Origin of the sequence: Caldisalinibacter kiritimatiensis (assembly GCF_000387765.1) — a bacterium.
GTDB lineage: Bacteria > Bacillota > Clostridia > Tissierellales > Caldisalinibacteraceae > Caldisalinibacter > Caldisalinibacter kiritimatiensis.
On the sequence record NZ_ARZA01000211.1, the window covers coordinates 1 to 26087 of the forward strand.

Consider the following 26087-nt stretch of genomic DNA (forward strand, 5'->3'; position numbering starts at 1 on the left):
ATGGTGACCCATCGGCGACTCGAACGCCGGACACCCTGATTAAAAGTCAGGTGCTCTACCGACTGAGCTAATGGGTCATGTGATGCGTCGTGTGCAACTCACAGTTATATATATTACAGCATGGTTGTCCCTTTGTCAACACTTTTTTTAAAAAATTTTTCTGTTAATTTTATACAGTAAAAAGGCGACTAAAGCCGCCTTTATTGATTAAGATAATATTTTTTAGGTTTACTCTTGTAGTCAATCTTCACAACATCTCTATTTACCAAGTCTTTAAGTAGTCCTTTAGTAAACTCATTAGATTCTTTTACAATTAATCTCTTTTTTGTCCCAAACTCAGATACTTTTAAATTAGATAATAACTTACTAATTTCTTTAAAAGTCATGTATTCTTTCTTTTCAAGTTTTTTTACCACTTTATTTTCTGCTTTTTTGTAAAGTTTTAATTGCAAATTATTAGGCGTTCTTTGCTCTTTTACATATCCCCATGAATATATAAACATAGTTGCTATAGCAAAAAATACTATTCCAAGAATAGTTTTTATCATTACAACTCACCTGCTTTAACAAGCTTTATAAACTTATTATTCCTTAAAATACTTATATAAGTTATAAGTCTGTCATTAAGAGGTTCTGCCTTTTCTCCAAATCTATCCTTTAATAATTTTGAAATCTCATATACATTTCTTTCCCCATCAATTGACTTCCAAACATAACTACCTATATCATCTAAATCTATATACATTTTTTCAGGAGTATTAAAAAATTTTCTAACTATCTTATCGAAAATTGAGTCTCTATTTATTATAAGCTGTACTGTATTATCATCTTTAATCTCCCATTCAATCTTCTGAGATTTAACTGGAATCATGTCAAAAAAATTCTCTCCTCTTCTCATATGATTCCCCACCTTTTCTATGTTATAAAGAGGGGATAGAAATTATCCCCTCTGTTTATATCTACTCTTTTATTTTTTTCCAGAACGTGTACTTCATTAAGGTAAGTACTAATAATATGAATATAATCAATGCTCCAATTTGACCTAATACTCCATTTCCAAAGGCTAATACATCTCCAAAGCTTCTTGGAGTGCCATCAGGATTTAAGCCAGCTGGAATTACTGCAAATATAGCTAGTAGTATACCTATCAATCCTTCTCCTGCTATCAGTCCTGAAGAATACAATACTCCACTTTCAACTTTTTGCTTAAGAACAGACTTATTTTCTTTTCTCTTTTCAAGTATACCTCTTAGGGCACCGCCAACCATTATTGGTGTACTTAGATGGATTGGTAAATATAATCCTACTGCTACTGGAAGTACTGGTATACCTAATAGTTCTATAACAACTCCGATACCTATTCCAGTAAATACAAGAGCCCATGGTAAATTGTTATTCATAACACCTTCAACAACTAATCTCATTAATGTTGCTTGTGGTGCAGGAAGTTGTTGTGAACCAAATCCCCAAGCATTATTAAGTAGTAATAATACAAAGCCTATTACAAGACCTGAAGCAACAACACCAATAAGCTCACCAACTTGTTGTTTTCTAGGAGTAGCTCCTACTAAGAAACCAGTCTTTAAGTCCTGAGATGTATCCCCTGCTATGGCTGCTACTATACATATAACTGCACCAACTGAAATAGCTCCTACCATACCTGCTGGTCCATCGAATCCTATTGCTTTAAATATTATTGATGTAAATAGTAATGTAGCTATAGTCATACCTGATACTGGATTTGATGAACTACCTACTAAACCAACTAATCTTGAAGATACTGTTGCAAAGAAGAAACCAAATATTGCTATAAGTAACGCTCCAGTAAATCCTACAGGAATTAAGTTTGTAAACATCATTATTAATACAAGTACTAAAACTCCAGCAATAACAAGTGTCATCGACATGTCTTGCTCTGTTCTTAAATTGCCTTCATTTTCAAATCCTGCTTTAAAACCACCTAATGCAGCTTTAAATGTTCTAACTATCAATGGTAATGATTTAATTAAACTTATTATACCACCAAAGGCAACTGCACCTGCTCCTATATAACGAATGTAGTAATTCCAAATTCCCCCATGACCTAATTCACTTATAGGAACTGGTGCTGGATATATTGGTTGAGAAATAAATTGTCCAAGGTGTGCTATTAATGGAATAATTCCTAGCCAAGCTAATACCGCACCACCTAACATATATGCAGAAATTCTAGGACCTATAATAAATCCAACACCTAGTAAGGCTGGTAAAACATCTCCACCTATTGCTGCTCCTTTATAACCTTTGATTTGCCATTCTATCTCACTTGGAAATAGTTTTATACCATCAGCTATAAACTTATAAACAGCACCTATTCCCAATCCCATGAATACTGTCTTAGCCTTAGCTCCTCCAACTTCTCCAGCTACAAGAACTTCAGCACAAGCAGTACCTTCTGGATATGGTAGTACACCATGTTCATTAACTATTAGTGCTTTTCTTAATGGAACCATTAATAAAATACCTAAAATACCACCAATAAGTGCTACAACAATAATTCTAAGTAAATTAGGTGCATCCATACCCAATTCCTGTGACCAAATAAATAATGCTGGCAATGTAAATATTGCACCGGCTGCTAAAGATTCCCCTGCAGAACCTATAGTTTGAACCATGTTGTTTTCAAGTATAGATTCTCTTTTCATGATACCTCTAATGATACCCATAGAGATAACTGCTGCAGGGATTGATGCACTAATTGTCATACCTACTCTCAAACCAAGGTACGCATTAGCTGCACCGAAAACTATCGCCATAAGTATACCTACAATAATTGAAGTCACTGTAAATTCAGGCATCACTTTGCTAGCAGGTACAAATGGCTTAAACCCCTCTTTTGACTTTTTAATGTCTTCCATAAATTAAGCAATCCCCCTTTTGTTTTTTTATTTTATCAGCTGCTAGTTAAAGCAACCGATATAAGCGCTACAATTTTTGAATTATATCCCCAAGTATCCCTTTTATTTCTATGTTTTTCAAATAATTTGTCCTTTTTCATTTCAAAAAAATTCTAAAAATAAATTGTTTTATATTGGTTAATACATCAATAAATGTATTTTCATGTATATTATATAGCTATTTGAATATTTTTTCAATAAAAAGCATATGCCATTTTTCTTTTTAATTATACATAAAATATAAAATTATGATACTTATATATCTCTTAATATAAACTTATGCTACCAATCATAAAATATTAACTTTTTTGACATAAAAAAATAGGGGAACATATCCCCTATCTTAAAAAATTTCATTTCTCATTATTGTTTCACTTCTTTTTGGCCCTATAGAAACCATACTCACTTTAACATCAACTAATTCTTCTATTCTTTGTACATATTTCTTTGCGTTTTCTGGTAAGTCATCATATGAGTTGACATTCTCCATATCTTCTTCTGCCCATCCATCTACTTCTTCATATACTGGCTTGCATTTTGCTAATGTCTCTAGACTAGCAGGGAAGTGTTGTATGATTTCTCCATCTAATTCATAGCCTGTGCATATCTTTAATTTTTCAAACCCTGCTAAAGTATCTAATTTAGTAATTACAAGAGAAGTTAAACCATTTATTGTAGCAGAATATTTTAACATTACTGTATCTAACCATCCACATCTTCTAGGTCTTCCAGTAGTAGTACCATATTCGTGTCCCTTTTCTCTTATTTCATTCCCTATTTCATCAAATAACTCTGTAGGAAAAGGTCCTTTACCTACCCTTGTAGTATATGCTTTTACAACTCCCACTGCTCCTTTTAAAGCAAAAGGACTAATTCCAGCACCTATCGCTACTCCACTTGAAGTAGGATGAGAAGAAGTCAAATATGGATAAGTTCCAAAATCTATGTCTAATAATGTTCCTTGTGCTCCTTCAAAAAGCACTTTTTTATCCTCTTTAATAGCTTCATTTATTAATTTAGTTGTATCTATAACATACTCTTTTAATTGATCTAAATATTCCATATATTCTTCTACTATTTGGTCTTCATTTAATTTTTCTGCACCATATAATTTTTCAATTATTTCGTTCTTCTCTCTTATATTTTTTCTAAGCTTTTCTTCAAAGCTATCTTTATAAAAGATATCACAAAATCTTAAACCAACTCTATCTACTTTGTCTCTATAACAAGGACCTATACCTTTATTTGTAGTTCCTATTTTTTTATTACCTTTTCTTTCCTCTTGAAGCTGGTCAAGTTTCACATGATAAGGGAAAATTATATGAGCTCTATCACTTATCTTTAAATTATCTGTACTTATTCCTCTATCATTTAGATATTTTATTTCTTTTAATAAAGACTTAGGATTAACTACTACACCATTTCCAATTATACAAGTTTTATCGTTATAAAATATACCTGAAGGAATTAAATGGAGCTTATACTTATTATCTCCTATCTCTACAGTGTGGCCTGCATTATCTCCACCTTGATATCTAACAACTAAATCAGCTTTTTCTGCTAAATAATCTGTTATTTTACCTTTTCCTTCATCTCCCCATTGGGCTCCTAATACAACTAGAGTAGACATCTAATCCTCTCCCTCACTATCAATTATATTATCTATATAGAATTATTTATTTAATCTTTCATTTATCTCTCTGGCAACAACAACTCCTGCAACAGATGCTTGCGCAAGTCCTCTAGTCACACCTGCTCCATCTCCTGCTGCAAATAAATTCTCTATTTCAGTTTCAAGCTTATTAGTTAACTTCACTCTAGACGAATAGAATTTAACTTCTACTCCATAAAGTAATGTATGTTTAGAATAAACCCCTGGAGCTACTTTATCCATAGCTTCTAGCATTTCTACTATATCCTGTAAATGCCTATAAGGAAGCACTAAGCTTAAATCCCCAGGTGTTGCATCAGTTAACGTAGGTTGAACTAAGCTTCTTTTTAATCTAGTATGGGTAGTTCTTCTTCCATCTAATAAATCACCTAATCTTTGAACTATAACTCCATCACCCAGCATATTAGCTAATGTTGCTATATATTTTCCATAGGCAATTGGTGACTTGAATGGCTCAGTAAATTCCTTTGAAACAAGTAGGGCAAAATTAGTGTTCTCTGTTTTTCTTTCAGCATAACTGTGTCCATTAACTGTTTTTATTCCATCGTTATTTTCTACTACAACTTCTCCATATGGATTCATGCAAAATGTTCTTACTCTATCATCAAAGGATTTTGTATAATAAATTAGCTTAGATTCATATACAACATCAGTAATGTCTTTAAGAACTACTGCTGGAACCTCTACTCTTACACCAATATCTACTGCATTGTTCTTCATATTAAGTCCTAATCTATTACATTCATTTTTAAACCACTCAGAACCTTCTCTTCCTGGCATAACTACAACATATTCACTATAATATTCTTCATTATTTTTAGTTTTTACACCAACAACCTTATTTTTTTCTGTTAGAATGTTTTCCACAGGACTTAAATATTTTATAGTAATACGCTCTTGTAAGTATTCCTGCATTCTTTTTAGAATATTGAAACATCTTTCAGTGCCTAAATGCTTCACCTTTGCTGGTATAAGCTTAAGATCAGCTGATGCAGCTAACTTCTGTATGTCCCTAATTTTATCAGTATTAGTTCCATGAACTTCTTCTGTTGCACCGAATTTCATATATACTCTGTCTACATAACTTATCATATCTTCTAAGTCTTTTTTTGGCATGTATTCATTTAATACTCCACCAAATTCTGAAGTAAGGGTTAGCTTACCGTCACTAAATGCTCCTGCACCACCCCAACCATTTACTATGGAGCAAGGCTTACAGCCAACACACTTACTCCCTTCAGTCTTTATTGGACAAGTTCTTCCTTGTATATTCCTTCCCTTTTCTAGCAATAATATATCCAGATTTTGATTTAATTTTAATAATTCTAGTGCCGTAAAAATACCCGCTGGTCCTCCACCAACTATTATAACATCATAATTTTTCTTTGACACACATATTACCCCACTTCACTTTAATTTTTGCAACGTAACGAACAACCATTTCTTATATTATCAGATATCCCCTATATAGTCAATAAATATACGAATGATTATCAACAAATCCAAAATATAATTCGTGTTACATGAATATTCTCAAAAGAAAAAGACCTCTAAGGTCTTTAATAAAACTCATTTAATTATATTACTTCTCTTAAGCCATTTATAACTTCTTGTTGAAACTTGTTTTTGCTTCCTATATCCTGTATAATTTTTAAAGCTTCTTCTTTAGATAAGCCTTTTCTATATGGTCTATCTTCTGTCAAAGCTTGATATATATCAGCTATAGCTATTATTTGGTCCTCCCTAGTTAAATTATTATTTGTTAATTTTTCAGGATATCCTGTACCATCAAGCTTTTCATGATGATTACCAGCCCAATCAGCTATAATCTCTAATCCCTTTACTTGTTTAAGTATTATTTTTGTATAATAAGGGTGTGATTTTATAATATCAAACTCTTCTTTTGAAAGCTTCCCTGGTTTTTCGAGTATTTCATTAGGCACTACCAACTTACCTAAGTCATGAAGATATGCTGCTATCTCTAATTTATCAACTACTAATTTATCATAATCAAAATATTCGGCTATATCCTTTGTTATTTTAGCTACTCCCTGTGAATGAGTATATGTAAATTTACTCTTTTTGTCTATCAATACAGAAAACGCCTTCGCAATTTTCTTAAGCTCCCCTATATTTATTTCTCTTTGCTTATTAGGCTCTATAGTATTTAATATTTGCTGAAAGTTATAAAACTTTAAATCAAACCAAAATTTTTCCTTATCCATTACATCTAAAAAGCTATCTACAGCTTCAGGACTAAATAATTCACCCTTTGCTATAATAAAAAATCTTTTTATATTATTTACATTAATATCTTCATTTAATATACTTCCATAATTTAGGTCAAAATAATCAGCTAAATGTATAATTTGAGAACCTATTGGTATATCGTCATGTTTTAGCCCATATACACCTTTTCCATTCCATTCTTCGTGATGATAAAGAACAAAATCATGAACTCTTTCATTTAAAGGTAAATACTTAATAATTTCTGCTCCTGCTTGACAATGCTCTTTTTTTAATTTTTTATCATTATGTATATCCTCTATACTATATTGGGTCATTTCACCTGTCATACCTATATCGTGTATAAAGGATGCATAATATATATCGCTTAATATATGCTCATCTATTCCCATATTTTTAGCTATATTAAATGCTACATAAGCAGTACGTCTAGAGTGCTGAAATATTCTATTATTGGCACTATCTAATGCTAATGATAAAGCTGACAGAAGTTCCGATAATTTTATACTAAGTTTATCCCTTAACACCTATACACCTCCAGTTGTACTATAACTACTGATATAAATAATGCTATCTGTTAAAAACTTTTATTAACCTACTTATCCACTTATCCACAGGTTTGTGCACATATGTTCTGTTTTTTTGTGGATAACATTGTTTGTAACTGTGTATATCTATTTTCATTTCATAAAAATAACTGTATAACACTCCATTTTTAATAACGAAATCTTCTCTAATATCCTTATACTTTTCATCATTATATATAGGTATCTCCTGATTCTCTAATCTTTGTTTATAGAGTCTTACTTTTTTGAATCCGCATTTCTCATAGCACCTTATTGCCCTTTTATTATGTTTTGCTACTTGAAGATTCATAACTTTCATATTAAGATTATCGAAATAATATTTTAAAAAACTTTTTATCGTTTCTGTTCCATAGCCCATATTCAAATAATTTGGGTCAAATACTATTCCCAATGTACCTTGTTTACTTATTTTTCTTATATTTTTTATAGTAAGATATCCTATAACTTTATTTTTTTCATTTTTTATACTGAAGCATTGCTTAGATTTATTTCTTGTTTTTATTTCATACCATTCTTTAACTTCATCTTCAGTTAACGTAGGAAAATTATAGTCTTCAAATAGTAAATCATCATGTTTCCCCCAATTCAACATACCAAACACATCTTCTAAAGTTAATTTATATATTTTCACTCTATCGCCCTTAGCAACAGACATATACCCCATTCCCCTCAGACTTTTCTAACAATTCTGTAATTTCTTTTTATATATTATATCATTCTATATATTTTTATTCTACACCATTAACTTCTCCCCAAATTCTTTTCCAAATTCAACGCATTTATTAAGAGCTTCTTCATATGGAACGAATTGAATTCTAGGCCCACCTTCTATAATCTTCAACTTAAGATTCTTTAAATGACTTTCAATTATTTTTACTCCTTCTCCACTCCATCCATAGGAACCAAAAGCTGCTGCTAATTTACCTCTGTTAGTAATAGGATTTATTACAGCAAACAGTTTATATATTGGTAATAAAATGTTCTGGTTTATAGTAGGAGAACCTATTATTATAGCTGTACTTTTTTCTACTCTTTCTTCTAACTCAAGTATATTCATCATTTCTATGTCAACCACATCAACATCTATATCCCCTGCTTCTTTTATACCCTCTGCAATTTTTTCTGCTAATTTGGCTGTATTACCATAGGCTGAAACATATGGTATAAACACTTTAGGTTTCTTTGGCTTCTCTACTGCTGCCTTAGCCCATTTTTGTGATAATTCTACATACTTTCTCCACTTTTCTCTTAGTATAGGTCCATGTCCAGGACAAATAATATCTATATCTAATTTTTCTATCTTGTTTATTGCCTGTAACATATAATTACTAAAGGGTTTTAATATTACATCAAAATAATACTTAAAAGCATCATCAAAATCATCTAGTGAATCGTCAAACATTCTATCGTCACAGAAATGACACCCAAAGGAGTCACAAGTAAATAAAATATTATCTTCTTCTAAATAAGTATATATGCTGTCAGGCCAATGTAAAAATGGTGCGGATATAAACCTTAAAGTCTTATTGCCAAGGTCCAAAATATCTCCATCGTTTACAATCATATATTCAAAATCTACGTCCACCATGTTTTTCAAGAAGTTAATTGCACCCTTTGAACCAACCATAGTAGCATTAGGAGCTATTCTCAATAAATGTCTTAAATTCCCTGAATGGTCAGGCTCCGTATGATTTAATATAATATACTCTATTTCCTCTGGGTCTACTACACTTTTAACTTTTTCTAAGTATAGGTCCTTAAATTTTTCTTTAGATGTTTCTACTATTGCCTTTTTATCAGCATCAATAAAGTATGAATTATATGTTGTACCATACTCTGTCTCCATAACTACATCAAAAGTAACTAAGTCTGGGTCTAATATACCTATCCATTTTATCCCCTTTTTCACCTCTAATACCTTTCCCTTTTCCATTTTCTTTTACCTCCAAACTGATATTTATTTCACATATTTTTTACCCTAAATTTACCCTGATAAACATAAAAAGCAGCTTAGCTGCTTTTTGGCTATTTGCTACTAGCTATTAGCTTAAATACTTTAAAATTCTAGATACTTTCAGCAATACTATTGTCAATTCTCAATTAAACAAAAAGCCTACCATAAGGTAGACTTTTCCATAACCATTATCCTTCTCTATATTTCTCCATATTTAAGAATTTTGTAAATTGACCTAACCATACTAGCTCAATTGTACCAGTAGGACCATTACGTTGTTTTGCTATAATTACTTCTCCTATATTCTTTTTATCAGTATCCTCGTGATAATATTCATCTCTGTAAAGAAGCATTACAACGTCAGCGTCCTGCTCTATGGCTCCTGATTCCCTTAAGTCAGACAATATAGGTCTATGGTCAGCTCTTAACTCTGGAGCACGGGAAAGCTGAGATAATGCAACAACAGGGCAATCCATTTCTCTAGCTAGTCCCTTCAATGACCTCGATATTGCTGATATTTCCTGCTGTCTATTTTCTGTCTTTTCATCACTTTTCATAAGCTGTAAGTAATCAATAAGTACCATATCTAGTCCATGCTCCATTTTCAGTCTTCTACATTTAGCCTTCATTTCACTTACACTGATACCAGGAGTATCATCAATAAATATCTTAGCCTCTGATAAAGGTCCCATAGCACTTACTAATCTAGGCCATTCATCTTCATTTAAGTCACCTGTTCTAATCTTTTGAATTTCTACGTGGGACTCTATACTGAGCATACGCTGTACTAACTGCTCCTTCGACATCTCTAAACTAAAAATGGCTACTGATGCACCGCTTTTTAAAGCACTATTTAACGCTATGTTAATGGCAAAGGCCGTTTTACCCATAGAAGGTCTGGCTGCTATCAGTATAAAATCCGAGCGCTGAAAGCCTGACGTCTTATTATCCAAGTCTATAAACCCTGTTGGTATACCTGTTATACCACCTTTATTTTTATGAAGTTCTTCTATTTTTTCAAAACTTTCAAGTATAACTTCCTTTATAGGTGAAAAAGCTCCATGGGTCTTTTTCTGCGAAATATCAAATATACTTTTTTCTGCCATGTCTATAATACTGTTAATATCTTCATCTGCTTCGTATCCTTTTGCCATAATAGTATTAGAAGCTTTGATTAGTCTTCTTAAAATTGCTTTTTCCTCTACTATATCGCAGTAATACTTTACATTGGCTGTCGTTGATATACCTTCAGATAAAGAAGCAAGATAAGATACACCACCTATAGACTCTAATGTATCTCTTTTTTTAAGCTCCTCTGAAAGTGTTATTAAGTCTACAGGCTCATCTCTTTTATAAAGCTCTTTAATTGCTATAAATATTTCTTTATGAGCTTCCTTATAAAAATCTTCTTCGCCAATTATCTCTACAGCAGTTATTATTGCCTCCTTGTCCAATATCATGGCACCAAGAACTGACTGCTCAGCTTCAATACTGTGGGGTGGCACTTTTCCTAGTGCCTCTAGTTCAGCAGCCATTTACATCACCTCATATATCTTTATTAATATCACTTTATTGTTCTACTACTTCTACTTTCAATTTAGCTGTTATTTGAGGATATACCTTTACCTCTACATATCTTGCTCCAAGACTTTTAATATTGTTGTCCATAACTATCTTTCTTTTATCAACTTTAATTTTGTGTTGTTTATTCAATGCTTGAGCTATATCCTTTGTAGTTATTGAGCCGAATAGTTTACCGTTTTCTCCTGCTTTACTCTTTATTTTAACAGTAAGATTAGAAATCTTATCTGCAAGCTTTTGAGCTTCTTCCCTTTTTTCCTTTTCTCTTAACTTTTTCGCTGCCTTTTGCTCTTCAACTACTTTTACATTACCCTCTGTAGCTTCTTTTGCTAACCCTCTAGGAATAAGAAAATTCCTTGCATATCCATCCTTAGCATTTACAATATCACCTTTTTTTCCTAATGACTTTACATCCTTTAATAAAATTACCTTCATTATTCTTCACCTTCCTTTAAGTATTCTTTTATTGCATCTATCAATTGTTCTTTAGCTTCTTCAAGTGTAACATCTTCTAATTGGGCACCAGCTGTCGTTAGATGCCCACCTCCACCTAAAGCTTCTAATATTAGCTGAACATTTATATCTCCTAATGACCTACCACTTATATGAATTATATCTCCTGATACTGCTAAAACAAATGAAGCTGTGATTCCCTTTATATTTAATAATTCATCAGCGGACTGCGCTGCAACCAAAACAGAATTTTCTATCTCTTCGTCTAATGTTGATATTGCTATTTTATCTTCTATAACATCTGCTTTCTTTATTACATCTGCCTTTGCTACAAAGGTTTCAAGGTCATCTTTAAATAATTGCTTAACAGAGGTTGTATCTGCTCCTGATCTTCTTAAGAAAGATGCAGCTTCAAAGGTTCTAACCCCTGTTTTGAATGTAAAGTTCTTTGTATCTACAGTAATTCCAGCTAATAATGCCTCTGCTTCAAATTTTTCTATGTTAATCTTATCACCAAGATAATAAAGTATCTCTGTTACCAATTCACATGTAGAAGAAGCATATGGTTCAAGATATACTAAAGCTGGGTCTTCAATAAACTCAGCTCCTCTTCTATGGTGGTCAATCAATATAACCTTATCAATAACATCTAGCAATTTAGGTTCCTCTGTAAAACTAGGTCTATGGTTATCTACCACAATACACAAAGAAGATTCATCAACCTTCGATAAAGCTTCTTCACTATCTATGATTATTTCCAAATATTCAGGATGTTCTTCCCTTATTTTTTCAATTGCATTTTTAATCGAAGAACTAACTTTATTTAAAACAATATATCCTTCCTTACCTAAACTCTTAACAACACTATATATACCAATAGCCGCTCCAAAGCTGTCCATATCTGCAACTCTATGCCCCATTATAAATACTCTCTCGGATTGACTTATAAACTGTCTTAAAGCATGAGCTATTACTCTGGCTTTTACTTTAGTCCTTTTTTCTACAGCCTTACTTTTCCCTCCATAGAAGCTTAATTTATCTATTTTTTTAACTACCGCTTGGTCTCCACCTCTACCTAATGCTATCTCTTTAGCTCCTTTAGCAAAGTCATAAAGTTGTGCAGGGGTCTTCCCATTAACACCTACTCCGATACTTAAAGTTACCGGTAAACTACCTTCAACATTTATATCCTTTATTTCATCTAAAATATCAAACTTTCTAGCTTCTAAATTCTCTAGATATTTATTTTCAAAAACTATTATATAACTGTCACTCTTATATTTAACAATAAAACCGCTCAATCTTGCTGCTAATGTGTTTAGCTTCTTATCTATTTCTGCAAGAACTACAGGTCTTTTAGATTCATCAATGTTATTTATTACTTCATCATAATTATCTACTTGAACTAAACATATATTAATCTTTTCATCATTATATTTATTTTTTAAAACAGTAAAATTCGTATTGTCAATCCAATATAGCATTATAATATAATCGTTGGATTTATCCTTTTTTACGATATTATACAAGACCTTATAATTTCTGTTTTTAATAGACACTTCTATAGCCATTTTTTGCTTTTTATCCATAATTTCATCTATATTAAAGTTAGGTATTATCTCGCTTATATTCTTTTCTAATATATCTTTTTTATCTAAAATCTCCATAAATTTAGGATTATACCAGCTAATAGTTCCATCTACCTCTATCATAACAAGGGGAATAGGTAGATTTAATATAGCATGTTTAGTTGCAGAATCAAACTCTTGAGTAAGCCCTTCTATATATTTAGTCCATTCTACCTTTCTTAAATGTACATTTTCCCAATGATAATAAATTAAATATGCTAAAACTACAACTCCGATTAATGCTATAGCTGGTTCATACACAGCTATAATACCTATCAATATCCCTATAATCCAAAGATAAATCTTTGTATCGGGAATTAAAATCTTAAAGATTTTCTTATTATTCATTTTATATCCTCCTAAGGACTAATACCAAATCAAGTCATTAAAACAACATAATTTCAAATTCTAAACATTTCCCAGTTTTCTAAGATTAAATATAGAATCCGTCAATCCCATTAACGATATAAGAATCATCAATGGACTGTAAAGTAATACAAAAACAACTAATATAACCTTTATAACTCTATTCATATTAACTTTATCCATAAAAAACGATATAACTGCCATTCCCTGCATAAAAAATATAAAAAACGTTAAAACAACAACATTACTAAATACTGTTCCATAGTCAACTAAATTAATATATTTTAACATAAAAGTAGCTAAAAATATTATTGCTACCCCAAAAATTATGTTATTAGGAAGTCTAAAGTTCTTAAACTTAGGAATAGATGGTACATTATATCTCATTCTTTTTAATACAGCTAAAGATATCCAATAACATATATAGGATGTAAATACTGCTGTAATTATTATTAAAGTCGGTACTAAAGTAAGAATTAATTTAATTGTATTATTAAACATTTCCTTCATTGTAGATAATTCATAATTAGATAAACCCATACTTTCCATAAACTTTATTTGAATATCAAGACTCTCTGTAAATAGATTATTCAACTGCTCTACAAATTGTACCCCTGTAACTATTTGAATCACATAAATTACAATAAGTGTAGACACTAAGGATGTAACAGTTCCTGCTAAAAGTATTTTATAAGGCTTATATTTCTTACTAATCATATATGCTAAAACTATACCTAATGCTCCATAACCTATAAGTAAAAATACTCCTGTTAATATATTTGTCAAAATCCCAATAAGTATACCTGAGGCAATAACTGCAAGTACACTATATTTAACATCTTGTCTATATCCTAAAACTATAGCTGGTATAGGATAAAGTACATTTATTATAGGAAATGTAAAAAATCCTATAAGACCAAAAACGACCATTATACTTATAATAACTGCGGTTTCTGTAATTTTTTTCGTCTGATTGCTGGAATTCAATCCATTCACCTCTATTCTCTTGTTCTTTTAAAGTATTCTAATAAGCTATTTAAATCTCCATACCATTTCTCTATATTATGTTCTTCAATTATCCCTAATTTTAATTTACTCTCTACTTTTGAATCCAATTTTTCAAAGGATACTCCTAACCTTCTACCCAACAAATATGTAAGAAGTATAATATTGGCTAAAATATCTGATATAGCATCTTGACTGTTCTTAACCCCCTTAACTAAAAGCTCAAATAATGATGCTACTGCTGTTAATAATTCACTTTTAAGCCACTCTATAATTTTAATATTTCTTGTTATATCTATATTTTTATCTTTACTATTCATTTCACATCCCCCTCAAACTCTTATTATATCAAATATAAAGTATATTTACTTTATCTATTTCTATTTTTTAATATATAATTCCTTTAAATGTTAATTGAACTGCAAAAACTCATGATACTCATATATTGCCATTAGTCTTAATATTAGTATTTTTCTACGTTTCATAAATATCTTTATTAAGATTTTACATACTATATATATCTATGTCAAATAAAAACTGGAGAGAAAAATTCTCTCCAGTATAGATTAATAACCTTTTTTGTTTGTACTATCCCTATACATTATGTAAATTAATATGTTACTCTCTACTTAGAATAACGATATTTTTCAGGGATTAATTTTAAGATTATTAATGCAATTATACCTCCAACTAATGCTGTATACAGCTGTGGTAGTGAAAATATTCCTATAATTACTTTAAGCTTTTGAGCTGGTAAGTTTGCAAGGAAAAGTTTTGCCGCTATATATCTAATAGTTAATGCTAAAAATGCAAATTTACCTAAAGCTGCAACTGCTAATCCAATATATTCTCCACCTGGAGTAATTTTCCCTCTCATAAAATTAAATATTATTACATATAATGCATTTCCTATCATAATGAATGGTAATAAAGCAGGTAATTTCATTATTCCAACCATTAAAGCTATTAAAGGCGTAAAGCATCCTACAATAACTCCAGAAAGAGTACCTACCATACCAGCACTAATTAATAGAACCATATTTACTAATGGCCCAACAGCTGGTTGTGCAAAGCTTTGAAAGCCAATTTGAAATACTAATGCTAAAGCTAATAAGATACCTGTTCTAGTTATATAACTAGTTGTAGTTATTTTATTGTTCATAAAATCACTCCTTATTGTTTTATATCTATATAATATAACTATTAAGCTTGTTTTACAATAATTACACTTTTCTTTATATACTAAAAAAGGAGAAGTGAGGATTCACTTCTCCTTTTTTCATTTAGTCAGTTGTATATGGTAATAAAGCTATATTTCTTGCTCTTTTTATTGCTCTAGTTAATTGACGTTGATGACGTGCACAATTTCCGTTAATTCTTCTTGGTAAAATCTTTCCTCTTTCAGTAATGTACTTCTTTAATTTATCTACATCTTTGTAATCTACTTTTTCTATTTTATCAGCGCAGAAATTACATACTTTTTTTCTACGTCTTCTTCTTCTTGCAGCCAATCTTTTCCCCTCCTTCTAGAATGGAATATCATCATTGTCTACTGGATGAAATCCATCTGCTTCTACAAAATCATCCTGAGTAGTTGTACCTTGAACATTTCCTTGATTACTATCTCCCCAGTCAAGAAATTGTACTCTATCTGCTACTATTTCAGTTACGTATCTTCTATCTCCTTGATTTGTATCATATGACCTGGTCTGGATTCTTCCTTGAACTCCAACAAGTCTACCTTTACCAAGGTAATTGGCACAATTTTCAGCCTGTCTACCCCAAACTACTATTCTTAAGAAATCTGCTTCTCTTTCTCCTTGAGCATTCGTAAATGGTCTATCTACTGCTATAGTAAAGGTGGCAACTGCTCTACCGTTTCCAGGTAAAAACCTTAGCTCCGGATCTCTTGTTAATCTTCCTATTAAAACAACACTATTCATTAATACACCACCTTATCGATTACTCTTCTTCTCTAATAACCATATGTCTCATAATGCTGTCAGTTATCTTAGATACTCTGTCTAATTCATTCACAACGTCAGATTCTGCTGTAAAGTTGATGAATACATAGTATCCTTCTTTGAAGTCTTTGATTTCGTAAGCTAACTTTCTATTTCCCCATTCATCAACATTTTCTACTGAACCATTGCTTTCAATGATTCCTTTTAATCTGTCTATTAAAGTTTTTCTTTCCTCTTCTTCCATTGTAGGAACGAAGATAAATGCTCCTTCGTACTTTGTCATCTGTTTCACCTCCTTTTGGACTAACGGCTCAATTTAAGATAGATTGAGCAAGGATATGTTACAACCTAGTATTATATCACTTATTATAACCTATTGCAATACATTTAAAGCAAAAACCCCCTTGAATTTCAAGGGGGTTTTTATCTATAACATTTCTTTAATAGTTTCCGCTAATCTCTTAACGCCTATAACTATTCTTTCTTCGTCCATATTTGAATAGTTAAGTCTTAATGTATTTTCATTACCTCCATTAGGGAAGAATGAACCTCCTGGTACAAATGCTACCTTTTTCTCTATAGCTTTTTCAGCTAATTCTCTAGCATTTATATGTTCAGGTAATACAACCCAAGTAAATAAACCACCTTCTGGATGAGTGAATTTAATGCCTTCTGGTAATTCTTCTTTCATTGTCTTAAGCATTAAATCTCTTCTCTTTCTATAAACTGCTTTTATCTTTTCAATGTGCTCATCTAAATCATATTTTTCTAAGAATCTATTAACTGTCATCTGAGATACTGTACTAGCTTGTAAGTCAGCACCTTGTTTAACTAAAATATATTTATTAAGAACTTCAGGAGCTGCACATGTCCAACCTATTCTAAATCCTGGACAGAAAGTTTTTGAGAATGAACCTAGATATATAACTCTACCTTCAGTATCAAAACTCTTAACTGATGGTGGAATTTCTCCTTCAAATCTTAACTCACCATATGGATTATCTTCAACTATTGGTAAATCATATTTGTTAGCAAGCTCAACTAATTTCTTTCTTCTTTCAACTGACCAAGTTCTTCCTGTTGGATTCTGGAAATCTGGTATTACATAAATCACTTTTACGTTCTCTGTTGTTTTAAGTATTTTTTCTAGTTCTTCTGGTATCATTCCATAGTCGTCAGTAGGTACTTCTATAAACTTTGGCTGATATGCTTTAAAAGCATTAATAGCACCTAAGTAACTTGGACTTTCACATAAAACTACGTCACCTTCATCTAAGAATATCTTTCCAGTGAAATCAAGCCCTTGTTGAGAACCACTAGTGATAAGAATATTATCAGCAGTAACATCTACTCCTACTATTTTCATTCTTTCAGCTATTTTTTCTCTAAGTGGAGTATATCCTTCTGTAGTGCTGTACTGTAGTGCATTTCTTCCATGCTCTTCTATAACCTCTTGCATTACTTCTTTAACTTCTTCAACCGGGAATAATTCAGGAGCTGGTAATCCTCCTGCAAAAGATATTATTTCAGGTCTTTGTGTAAGCTTTAATAACTCACGAATCTCAGAAGCCTTTATCCCATCCATGCGTTTTGCATAATTTAAGTTCATAATTGGCACCTCCTATAATATGTAAATATATACATTACATGCAAAGTAAAACGTTTTCCACATCTATAGTTTATCAAAATAAGTCGAATTTGTCCAACATGTAAGCACTAGGCCTTTTAGTAATTCAGTATTTTCAACAACTCATTGCTTATTAATTATTTGTAACAATCTTATTATATTTCATTATATTCTTCAGAAGTATCTATTATTTTTTTAATCCTTTTTTCTAAGTCTCTTCTAGGCATCCAAACTTGTCTGTTGCATCCTAGACACTTAATTCTAAAGTCTATTCCAGTTCTCATTATTTCCCACTTATCTTCTCCACAAGGATGTTTCTTTTTTAATTGAACTATATCTCCTACATTTAGCTTCATAGGCAAAGCTATCACTCCTAATCTGATGTTACAATCTCTTATTTATATTATATAATATTTATACCATTTTATAAAGAATAGAGTCGACTTTGTCGATTTGTTAGTTAGTAGTTAGTAGCTTTTTAGTCAGTTCTTAGTTCTCAGGAGAGTATTGGAAAGAATTAGGCTGTTCGCTGTTCGCCTTTCGCTTTTCGATAATAATCTTACAAATATTCTCTCTACCTTTAAAACTTATATTCGACTTAATTACAACCTATAATGTAAATATACTTTTTCAATACACGTACAGTGCTATATAACGTAAAATAAAATGTGCAACGTTTTTTCCGTCTTTTACTACGTCTACTCTAACGTCATCATATACGTCTTTTATAACGTTTCTACATTTATCCTCTCTGCAGTCCTTCCATTTTTATTTCTCATTATTTTATATATACCGCTTCTATTTAACTTCTTTTCTTCAACTGTTCTTTTAACATCCTCTAGTAAGTCTTCACTAAATTTTATTGCTAATCCACAGCTTGCAGTTATTTCTCTAGGAGTAGGTATTGTTCTTATATCTATTTTTTCTTCTTTTAATACTTTTTCTGCCTTTATTGCATAATGGGTTGAATCAAAGGTCATTACAAAATATGTTTCTTCTATCACTTTTATCACTCTTTCATTTATAATAACTTAGAATGTCACAGTATTAGCTGCATTTTTAATTTTCTCTACTATAGTATACATATTACTTACTTCTCCTACTTTAAGCTTATCTTCAATTCCATAAAAATCAAGACACGTTCCACAAGTAAGAATTTCTACACCTTGTTCCTCTAATTTCTTTAAGTCTTCTATAACCTCTGAACCCTCTGTTGTAAGATTTACACCACTATTTAAAAATACTAGTGTTGCAGGATATGGTATTGCTTCAGTAAGACTATAAATAAAACCTTTAACTAATATTTTACCCAATTCATCTGAACCTTGCCCTAGTTTATCTGAACCAAATACAATAGTCATATCTTTGAATATATTTGGTGGACATGTGGCCGGTGCATCTTCCTTTTCTCCATCACCTTTCGTTATATGAACATAAAACTCACTGTCACTACTTTTATCTACTTTATAATTAAATCCTAAGCTCTTAACCAATTTTATTACATTTTCTTTAGCAACTTCATTATCTACAATTGTAGTAATAGTACCATCAGTTATTTCATTTAACGAATTTTTAGTCATTATGACTGGTTTTGGACATGCCTGTCCCCTTGCATCTACCTCTTTTGTCATATCAAATACCCTCCTAAATATTTATACTATATTATAATTATATATCTAATGACCCCTTAACTAAATAGATGTAGCTATAGATATTGTCTATAACTATAAGTCGAATCATTGATTTAATCTATACATTTTTAAATCAACTTCAATTTTTTAAATATTATTATTAATTTTCTTAATTTTTAGTTGACATTTTTCAAAATCAGTAATATGATATAATTAGAAATTGAAATATTAAAGTTTAGTTTTAAAAATATTAATATATATCAAATCATATTTTAATTTTATTAAGGTTGTTAATTTAATTTTATGACTTATTTAAGGGGGATAATCAATTGAAAAAAGAGGTTAATGCAGTTTTATACCAACTGTCAACGGGGAAAATAAATACTAAAGAAGCTATAGCTTTAATCAATAAGATAAACCCTTCTACAAATACACAACCAATAAATAAAGCCACTAAGCTAAAAATTAAAATAATTGACAAGTCAGAAAACAAAACTATTAATTTACCTCCGTTACCATTTTGGTTAATAAAGACATTAGGTAATCTTGGCATAAAGTTTTCTTCAATTGCTGCAAAGCACAGTAAGGATATGGATGAACATTCTAAAAAATATTTAGCTAAAATAGATGATATTGATTTAGGGGAAATTTTAGATGCTCTAAAAGAACATGGTCCTTGTGACATCGTAGATGTAATAAGTGAAGATGCAGTTGTAAAAATATCAACCTTATAGAAAGGAGTGAAGAAAATGAAAAAAGAAGCAATAGGTAGATGTCCAGTATGTAATCACGAAATGGAAGTTACTAAACTTCATTGTAACTATTGTGATACCTCATTAGAAGGGAGATTTAATCTATGTAAGTTCTGTAAATTAAATGATGAGCAAAAACATTTTGTAGAAGTTTTCATTAAAAACAGAGGAAATATAAAAGAAATAGAGAAAGAGCTAGGAATTTCTTATCCTACTGTTAGAAACAAATTAGAAAATGTTATAGAGGCATTAGGATATACTGCAAAGTATTCACCTAAAGTTGACAGAAAAGAGATTTTAGCTAAGTTAAGTGCTGGAGAAATCAGTGCTGAAGAAGCGGTTAAACTGCTTAAAGAATAATTTAGGGGGGTATTGGTGTGTATGAAGAAGAAAGAATGATGATATTAAATATGCTCCAAGAAGAAAAGATATCAAGTGAAGAAGCCGCAAAGCTACTAGATGCCTTAGATGAAAGTGAAACAAAAGAAACAAATGAATTAATAAATACTGCTGTTAACAAAACTGATAATATGAGCAACAAAAAAAATAACACTCAGCAAAATTCACAAAGCTTTGAGCAAAAAATAGAATCCATTGTAGATAAGATAGAAAATAAAACTGAAAATCTAGGTAGTAAAATGGAGAAGCTTGGAGTAGATTTAGCCGAAAGTACAACTTCTATAGCTGAAAGAATAGTAGATTTAGTTAACAATATTAATTTTGACGGTTTAACCTTCGGAAATTATAAAACTGTTACTGAAACTCTAGAAAAAGACATTAGTAACATTGCTAACCCAGCTTTCGAATTTATAGGAGTTAATGGAAAAGTCAGTATATCTTCTTGGAATAAAAATAAGGTTTTTGTGAAGGCTACATGTCAAATAAAAGGAAATAAGCTAGAAAATCTCTCAGAAATTTATGAAATAGTAGAAAATGATGATATTATTTCATTTAGACCGAAATATAATAACTTAGGTGCGAAGTTAGAAGTATTTGTACCTCAAAAAGAGTATAGAAAAATTAATGTTCTTACTACAAATGGTAAAATTATTTTAGAAGGTATAAACACTAAAAATATTTTATGCGATACAACTAATTCATCTATTTTTCTTACAAATGTAAAAAGCCAAGATATCAATCTCTTTACTAAAAATGGAAAAATATCATTACAAAATGCCGAAGGGGATAATGCTGTATTATCTACTTCTAATAACTACATCTTGGTAGAACGCTGCAATATTAAATCAATAAAAGCTACAACATCAAATGGCTCTATTAAAGGATATAGCATTCCAACTAATTATTCTCAATATTTGGAATTAACTACTTCTAACGGTAAAATTGATATATCTTTTACTGATACTAAAGCAAATTTTGTGGTAGATGCAAAGACCTCAATGGGAAACATTAAAGTTGGATTTCCTTTAATATACGAAGTTAATGACCAAAATAACTTAGGAAGAAAAAGAATAACGGGGTATAGTAAAGATAATAGCGATAAATATATAAGAATAAAAGCTTCTACTTCAAATGGCTCAATTAATATTAATTAAACAGGGGGTTTTATAAAATGACTAATAATTTAAAAGAAGAAAGATTAGAGATTATTAAAATGATTCAAGATGGGAAAATTACTGCAGAACAGGGAGCTGACCTTTTAAGTGCATTAGAGGAAAAGAAATCAGAAGTTATTAATACAAATGCCAAGTGGATAAAAGTAAGAGTTTATGACCCAGAAGATAATACAAAAGTAAAAGTTAATTTACCAATTGCATTAGTAGACGTCGGATTAAAATTTGCCACAAAATTCTCACCTGAGCTTAAGGACTCCCACTTTGAAGACATTGACTTGAATGAAATTATAGAAGCAATAAAAAATGGTGCTGAAGGTAAAATAGTAGATGTTGAAAGTGAAGATGGAGAAAAAGTAGAAGTATTCGTAGAGTAAAAAGCTGAAAGCGGCCTATATAGGCCGCTTTCAGCTTTGTACAAAACAATAATAAAATATATTTAAGTTATGATTCATTTATTTCAATTTTTAAATTATATGTTTTCTCATACATCATCTCTTGCACGTCTTTTATATGTCTTATCTCCTGCTATTATATATTATCCTAACCCCAGCTATTACTAATAATAATGGCCAAATATATGATACTATTCTCCAAAAGTCATTACTGATTATATTCTCTGATATTAAGAAAAATATAACTGATATTACAGCTAATACTGAAGCCGGTATAAGAGGCCAACTAACATTTTGCTTCCTAAATTCAAGTAAATATACAACAAAGAATGAAAGCGCTATCAATAGAAAAAATACCCATAATAAATCTGAATCATACATATCTTGTATTAATACAAAAGTTCCTATGGCTGGCAATATGCATCCTGGATATATAAACCCCTTTATATTTTTTACAAAATATATTACCAAAAACGCCATACCTAATGCCCATAAAAATAGAGGTCCACTTAAATCTGTTGTTGTAAAGCTAAATTCATTCGCAATAGAGCCTATTCCTAACGCAATTAATATTAGTCCAGAAACTAAATATCCTGTAATCTTTTTATTAGAATATCCTATTAAAAAAGCCACTCCAACCGCTGCTAATACTACTCCCTTAGGTAACAGGTTAGTATTTAACAATAACACCCCTATCCCTATTAAAATTAAAATCAATCCTAAGACTTTATCATTTTTACCAGGCATAAAATCCCTCCCTTTAAATTATAAACCCCTTTCCACTTAAGTAATTAATTATGACATTTTGAGTATAAAAATAACTACCCAAAGTTGATTCGTAGGTTCCAGTAGCAATAAAACCCTCTGGAAACATGGATATTACTGGAGTTAATATTGCAAATATTATATAGATTATAAGTACCCCTTTAATTAATCCAAAAGCAAACCCTGTAAGTCTATTAAAAGTTCTTAATATTGGTAATTTAGCTATGCTATCTACAACATGTACTACTATAGCAAGTAAAATTTTAGCAGCTAAAAATACAATAATAATACTTATAATAGTTACAAATATATAGGTGAACTCATTAGCTAGTGCTTGACCTATAGACTTAGTTATTTCTCCTGTATGTAAATTAATATTATTGCCCAAACTTTCTTTTATTGGAGCTGGTAGCTTAAACCCATTTATTATTAAATCTTTATCCAATCCATTCTCATTTCCTTCCATTATCTTGAATACTCTTTCATATATAAAACTCTCTATTCTGTTTATAAAATTAGTATTTTTATATATATACCCAACTAAAACTGGATAGTACAACTTTGCAATGTATGCCGCTATAAAAAAACCCACTAAATTAAATAACGATATTATAAACCCTTTGACTAACCCCCTTAAACTACTAGTTACTAATATAATAATCACTATTAGATCTACCCAATTCAATGATGTCACCTACCTCTATTTAGCATTTCGGTTTACTATATAGCCTACTTTTACCCCACTATCTGTAAATAATAAAACTTTTTTATTAGCCATACTAAAGTATTCTATATTGTTATTTGTACTATATTCTACAAATTTATCATTCCCTGATATACCAATTACGTTATTTTTACCTACTAAAAATATATGTTTTTTATATGAATATATAGTTTGTAATTCTTCTTTTATTTCTATATTATCCTCTGTTCTCCCCTTTAAAGAAACTACTTCTAATAAATCAGTTCCTTGGTTTGTTAACAAATATATCTTATTGTTATAAATTTTTATATCTTTTATTTTTCCTGAAATATCTCTACTCCATAGTAACTTCTTATTCTTGTTAAAAAGACTTATTTTCTTATCAGAAACAATTATTATATCTTCTCCTATAAAATCTATATATTGTAGAATTTCATTTTCAAAACTTTCTTGCCATAAAAGATTACCACTAGGTGAATACAGTAATAACTTACTTTTAATAATATTGTCACTTGTATCTAATGCAGTAAGCGCCAATGTTTTTTCATTATTAGATATATTTCCATATATAAAATTCCCTTCATTTGATACTAAATTAGATACTAATTCACCCTTTTCATTTACTACATTAACTTGATTTAGGTCATTACTTGGTTTGAGTAAAACAAACAGATTTCCTTTTTGCTCAAATATTTGAGTAATGGACTGTTTAGGTTCGTATTTCCATACAACTTGTCCATTTTCGTTCAATGCAGTTATTTCACCTGATACTGTATTACCCATATATATTTTTTCATTTCCTATATGAACTAAAAACTTTTCATAAGGTATAGGTTTTTCCCATTTCTTGTTTCCATTAATATCATATGAAATCAGATTACTATTATTTTGTTGTATTATATTATCTTTAAATATTTTTACTTTGATGTTGTTATTACAATTTATATTTATTTTCTCTTCTATGCTAATTGTTTTATTTTTTTGGCTTAAAAACTCAATTATATTGTTCCTAAATGTAGTACTAGATAAAGCTATACTTACTATGATAAACAATAAAATAAATCTTCCTATTTTCTTGTTATTTTTATTTTCTGTTCTTCTTTTAGTATTCTGTTTCACCTTTTTTCCTCCTTATTTTTATAATTCGCCTATAATGTATAAAATCCTTCTTAAATATTCATGAGTAGTAAACGATTAAAAAATATTTTTCCCTTTTCTGTATATTAAACTTCCAAAAACAAGGACTAACATTATAAATCCTAAATATCCAAATATAGGATATAACGTCAATACCAAATTAGAAAATCCAATACTAGCTAAAGGTATACTTATAAAGCAAAATATTATTGAAAAAAATTTTTCGTTGATATTAAATAAAGTTGAAATTCTTCTAATAAATCCGTAACCACTTGCAATAGCTGTTGTAAACATAGCTCCCCATAATATAAGACTATATATATACTTGCCTGCATTTCCTAATCGTCCTGCAACTTTTAACATTGGAATCTCAACATTATATACGTCTGTATATAAAATAAGTAATGGAATCAATATAAATAAGGCTAATATTCCAAGTCCTATACCTCCAAATACCCCACCTTTAATAGCAGCTTTTTTGTTTTTAATTATTGATAAAAGTGATGTTATAATTACAATTGCTGATATACTATTATAACTTACATATAGTATTGATGAAATTAACCAATTTCCCGTAATTGTACTATTACTTCCATAATTTAAATTACTAAACACTAGTCCTTCTTTTAAAATTATCATAATACCTATAATAATTATCCCTATTAATAATAAAGGGACAATAATTACGTTTACTACTGATATTCCTTTTATGCTGAATAAAAAAGTTAATAATGTACATAAAGCCATTATATATATGCCTAATGTATAAGATAACTGAAACTGTTGATAAAAAATAGCACCACTTCCAGCTAACATAACACAATAACTAGTAAATAAAAATAAACTTATAATTATCTCAACTAATTTACTTAATCTATATCCTAATATAGGCTTTATGAAATCTTCATACCCCTTGATTTTATACTTGTAAACTGAATACATGACTGTTGCTCCTATAGTAGAAAATAAAAAAGATGCTATCATCACTCCAAACAAGCCCCTATATCCATATCCACCAAAAAACTGCATTATTTCCTGTCCTGATGCAAATCCTGCTCCTATTATTGTTCCAATATATATACTAGATAGCTTTATCCATGCTTTATCCTTCAT

The 26087-nt window shown here is 30.3% G+C and carries 29 protein-coding genes and 1 tRNA gene; 4 read left to right on the forward strand and 26 right to left on the reverse strand.

What is annotated here, in order from left to right; all coding sequences use genetic code 11:
- Nucleotide 1 precedes the first annotated feature (1 nt).
- The 22 genes from L21TH_RS09515 to yedF form a co-directional block, all read right to left on the reverse strand.
- A tRNA-Lys gene (locus tag L21TH_RS09515) sits at nt 2-77 on the reverse strand.
- A 123-nt stretch (nt 78-200) separates the two neighbouring features.
- Complete coding sequence (locus L21TH_RS09520; protein ID WP_006314876.1) at nt 201-548, reverse strand: hypothetical protein; 348 nt, start codon at nt 546-548, stop codon at nt 201-203.
- The gene (locus L21TH_RS09525; protein WP_006314877.1) at nt 548-898 is read right to left on the reverse strand and encodes a PqqD family protein; all 351 of its coding nucleotides are present in this window, start codon (nt 896-898) and stop codon (nt 548-550) included. Before L21TH_RS09525 ends, L21TH_RS09520 begins: the two co-directional genes overlap by 1 nt.
- Before the next feature lie 61 nt (nt 899-959).
- The gene (locus tag L21TH_RS09530; protein WP_006314878.1) at nt 960-2897 is read right to left on the reverse strand and encodes an OPT family oligopeptide transporter; all 1938 of its coding nucleotides are present in this window, start codon (nt 2895-2897) and stop codon (nt 960-962) included.
- A gap of 382 nt (nt 2898-3279) precedes the next feature.
- Nucleotides 3280-4566, reverse strand: a complete 1287-nt coding sequence (locus L21TH_RS09535) for an adenylosuccinate synthase (RefSeq protein WP_006314879.1) — start codon at nt 4564-4566, stop codon at nt 3280-3282.
- 42 nt (nt 4567-4608) lie between these two features.
- Entirely contained in the window at nt 4609-6000 is a 1392-nt protein-coding gene (locus L21TH_RS09540) for an NAD(P)/FAD-dependent oxidoreductase (RefSeq protein ID WP_006314880.1), read from the reverse strand.
- A 185-nt stretch (nt 6001-6185) separates the two neighbouring features.
- A complete protein-coding gene (locus tag L21TH_RS09545; RefSeq protein WP_006314881.1) occupies nt 6186-7382 on the reverse strand; it encodes an HD-GYP domain-containing protein in 1197 nt (398 codons plus the stop codon).
- A 43-nt stretch (nt 7383-7425) separates the two neighbouring features.
- A complete protein-coding gene (locus tag L21TH_RS09550; RefSeq protein WP_006314882.1) occupies nt 7426-8097 on the reverse strand; it encodes a GNAT family N-acetyltransferase in 672 nt (223 codons plus the stop codon).
- A 78-nt stretch (nt 8098-8175) separates the two neighbouring features.
- The gene (locus tag L21TH_RS09555) at nt 8176-9375 is read right to left on the reverse strand and encodes an FprA family A-type flavoprotein (RefSeq protein ID WP_006314883.1); all 1200 of its coding nucleotides are present in this window, start codon (nt 9373-9375) and stop codon (nt 8176-8178) included.
- Between the two features lie 209 nt (nt 9376-9584).
- Nucleotides 9585-10931, reverse strand: coding sequence for a replicative DNA helicase (gene dnaB, locus L21TH_RS09560; protein WP_006314884.1), 1347 nt, complete (start codon nt 10929-10931; stop codon nt 9585-9587).
- Between the two features lie 34 nt (nt 10932-10965).
- Nucleotides 10966-11412, reverse strand: coding sequence for a 50S ribosomal protein L9 (gene rplI, locus L21TH_RS09565; RefSeq protein WP_006314887.1), 447 nt, complete (start codon nt 11410-11412; stop codon nt 10966-10968).
- Nucleotides 11412-13406: a DHH family phosphoesterase gene (locus L21TH_RS09570; RefSeq protein WP_006314889.1), complete on the reverse strand. Its 1995-nt coding sequence runs from the start codon at nt 13404-13406 to the stop codon at nt 11412-11414. Before L21TH_RS09570 ends, rplI begins: the two co-directional genes overlap by 1 nt.
- 60 nt (nt 13407-13466) lie before the next feature.
- Nucleotides 13467-14411 carry a YybS family protein gene (locus L21TH_RS09575; protein WP_155848352.1) on the reverse strand — a complete coding sequence of 315 codons (945 nt, stop codon included), beginning with the start codon at nt 14409-14411 and terminating at the stop codon, nt 13467-13469.
- Between the two features lie 11 nt (nt 14412-14422).
- Nucleotides 14423-14749 (reverse strand): MazG-like family protein, encoded by a 327-nt coding sequence (locus L21TH_RS09580; RefSeq protein WP_006314891.1) that lies wholly within the window; start codon nt 14747-14749, stop codon nt 14423-14425.
- Nucleotides 14750-15054: 305 nt separating this feature from the next.
- Nucleotides 15055-15591 (reverse strand): ECF transporter S component, encoded by a 537-nt coding sequence (locus L21TH_RS09585; RefSeq protein ID WP_006314892.1) that lies wholly within the window; start codon nt 15589-15591, stop codon nt 15055-15057.
- 121 nt (nt 15592-15712) lie between these two features.
- A complete protein-coding gene (gene rpsR, locus L21TH_RS14810) occupies nt 15713-15940 on the reverse strand; it encodes a 30S ribosomal protein S18 (RefSeq protein ID WP_006314893.1) in 228 nt (75 codons plus the stop codon).
- A 15-nt stretch (nt 15941-15955) separates the two neighbouring features.
- The gene (locus L21TH_RS14815) at nt 15956-16372 is read right to left on the reverse strand and encodes a single-stranded DNA-binding protein (RefSeq protein ID WP_006314895.1); all 417 of its coding nucleotides are present in this window, start codon (nt 16370-16372) and stop codon (nt 15956-15958) included.
- Nucleotides 16373-16391: 19 nt separating this feature from the next.
- On the reverse strand, nt 16392-16676 hold the full coding sequence (gene rpsF / locus L21TH_RS09600; protein WP_006314897.1) for a 30S ribosomal protein S6: 285 nt from the start codon (nt 16674-16676) through the stop codon (nt 16392-16394).
- A gap of 144 nt (nt 16677-16820) precedes the next feature.
- Nucleotides 16821-18002: an aminotransferase-like domain-containing protein gene (locus L21TH_RS09605; protein ID WP_006314898.1), complete on the reverse strand. Its 1182-nt coding sequence runs from the start codon at nt 18000-18002 to the stop codon at nt 16821-16823.
- Nucleotides 18003-18175: 173 nt separating this feature from the next.
- Nucleotides 18176-18376, reverse strand: a complete 201-nt coding sequence (locus L21TH_RS09610) for a DUF951 domain-containing protein (protein WP_278244302.1) — start codon at nt 18374-18376, stop codon at nt 18176-18178.
- A gap of 369 nt (nt 18377-18745) precedes the next feature.
- Complete coding sequence (locus L21TH_RS09615) at nt 18746-19024, reverse strand: putative Se/S carrier protein (RefSeq protein ID WP_006314900.1); 279 nt, start codon at nt 19022-19024, stop codon at nt 18746-18748.
- Nucleotides 19025-19051: 27 nt separating this feature from the next.
- Nucleotides 19052-19651: a sulfurtransferase-like selenium metabolism protein YedF gene (yedF, locus tag L21TH_RS09620; protein ID WP_006314901.1), complete on the reverse strand. Its 600-nt coding sequence runs from the start codon at nt 19649-19651 to the stop codon at nt 19052-19054.
- Nucleotides 19652-19980: 329 nt separating this feature from the next.
- Between yedF and L21TH_RS09625 the strand changes: the two genes are divergently transcribed.
- From L21TH_RS09625 to L21TH_RS09640, 4 genes are read left to right on the forward strand one after another with little or no spacing between them, the layout of a single operon-like run.
- A complete protein-coding gene (locus tag L21TH_RS09625; protein ID WP_006314902.1) occupies nt 19981-20385 on the forward strand; it encodes a hypothetical protein in 405 nt (134 codons plus the stop codon).
- Between the two features lie 15 nt (nt 20386-20400).
- Complete coding sequence (locus L21TH_RS09630) at nt 20401-20763, forward strand: DUF2089 domain-containing protein (RefSeq protein ID WP_006314903.1); 363 nt, start codon at nt 20401-20403, stop codon at nt 20761-20763.
- A 17-nt stretch (nt 20764-20780) separates the two neighbouring features.
- Entirely contained in the window at nt 20781-21956 is a 1176-nt protein-coding gene (locus L21TH_RS09635; protein ID WP_006314904.1) for a DUF4097 family beta strand repeat-containing protein, read from the forward strand.
- A 17-nt stretch (nt 21957-21973) separates the two neighbouring features.
- Nucleotides 21974-22351, forward strand: coding sequence for an SHOCT-like domain-containing protein (locus tag L21TH_RS09640; RefSeq protein WP_006314905.1), 378 nt, complete (start codon nt 21974-21976; stop codon nt 22349-22351).
- A gap of 141 nt (nt 22352-22492) precedes the next feature.
- Here the strand turns inward: L21TH_RS09640 and L21TH_RS09645 are convergent, their stop codons facing one another.
- From L21TH_RS09645 to L21TH_RS09660, 4 genes are all read right to left on the reverse strand, one after another.
- Entirely contained in the window at nt 22493-23116 is a 624-nt protein-coding gene (locus tag L21TH_RS09645; RefSeq protein ID WP_006314906.1) for a hypothetical protein, read from the reverse strand.
- A 13-nt stretch (nt 23117-23129) separates the two neighbouring features.
- Nucleotides 23130-23819 carry a CvpA family protein gene (locus tag L21TH_RS09650; protein WP_034429867.1) on the reverse strand — a complete coding sequence of 230 codons (690 nt, stop codon included), beginning with the start codon at nt 23817-23819 and terminating at the stop codon, nt 23130-23132.
- Between the two features lie 15 nt (nt 23820-23834).
- Nucleotides 23835-24956 (reverse strand): DUF5711 family protein, encoded by a 1122-nt coding sequence (locus L21TH_RS09655; protein ID WP_006314908.1) that lies wholly within the window; start codon nt 24954-24956, stop codon nt 23835-23837.
- 75 nt (nt 24957-25031) lie between these two features.
- Complete coding sequence (locus L21TH_RS09660; RefSeq protein WP_006314910.1) at nt 25032-26087, reverse strand: YkvI family membrane protein; 1056 nt, start codon at nt 26085-26087, stop codon at nt 25032-25034.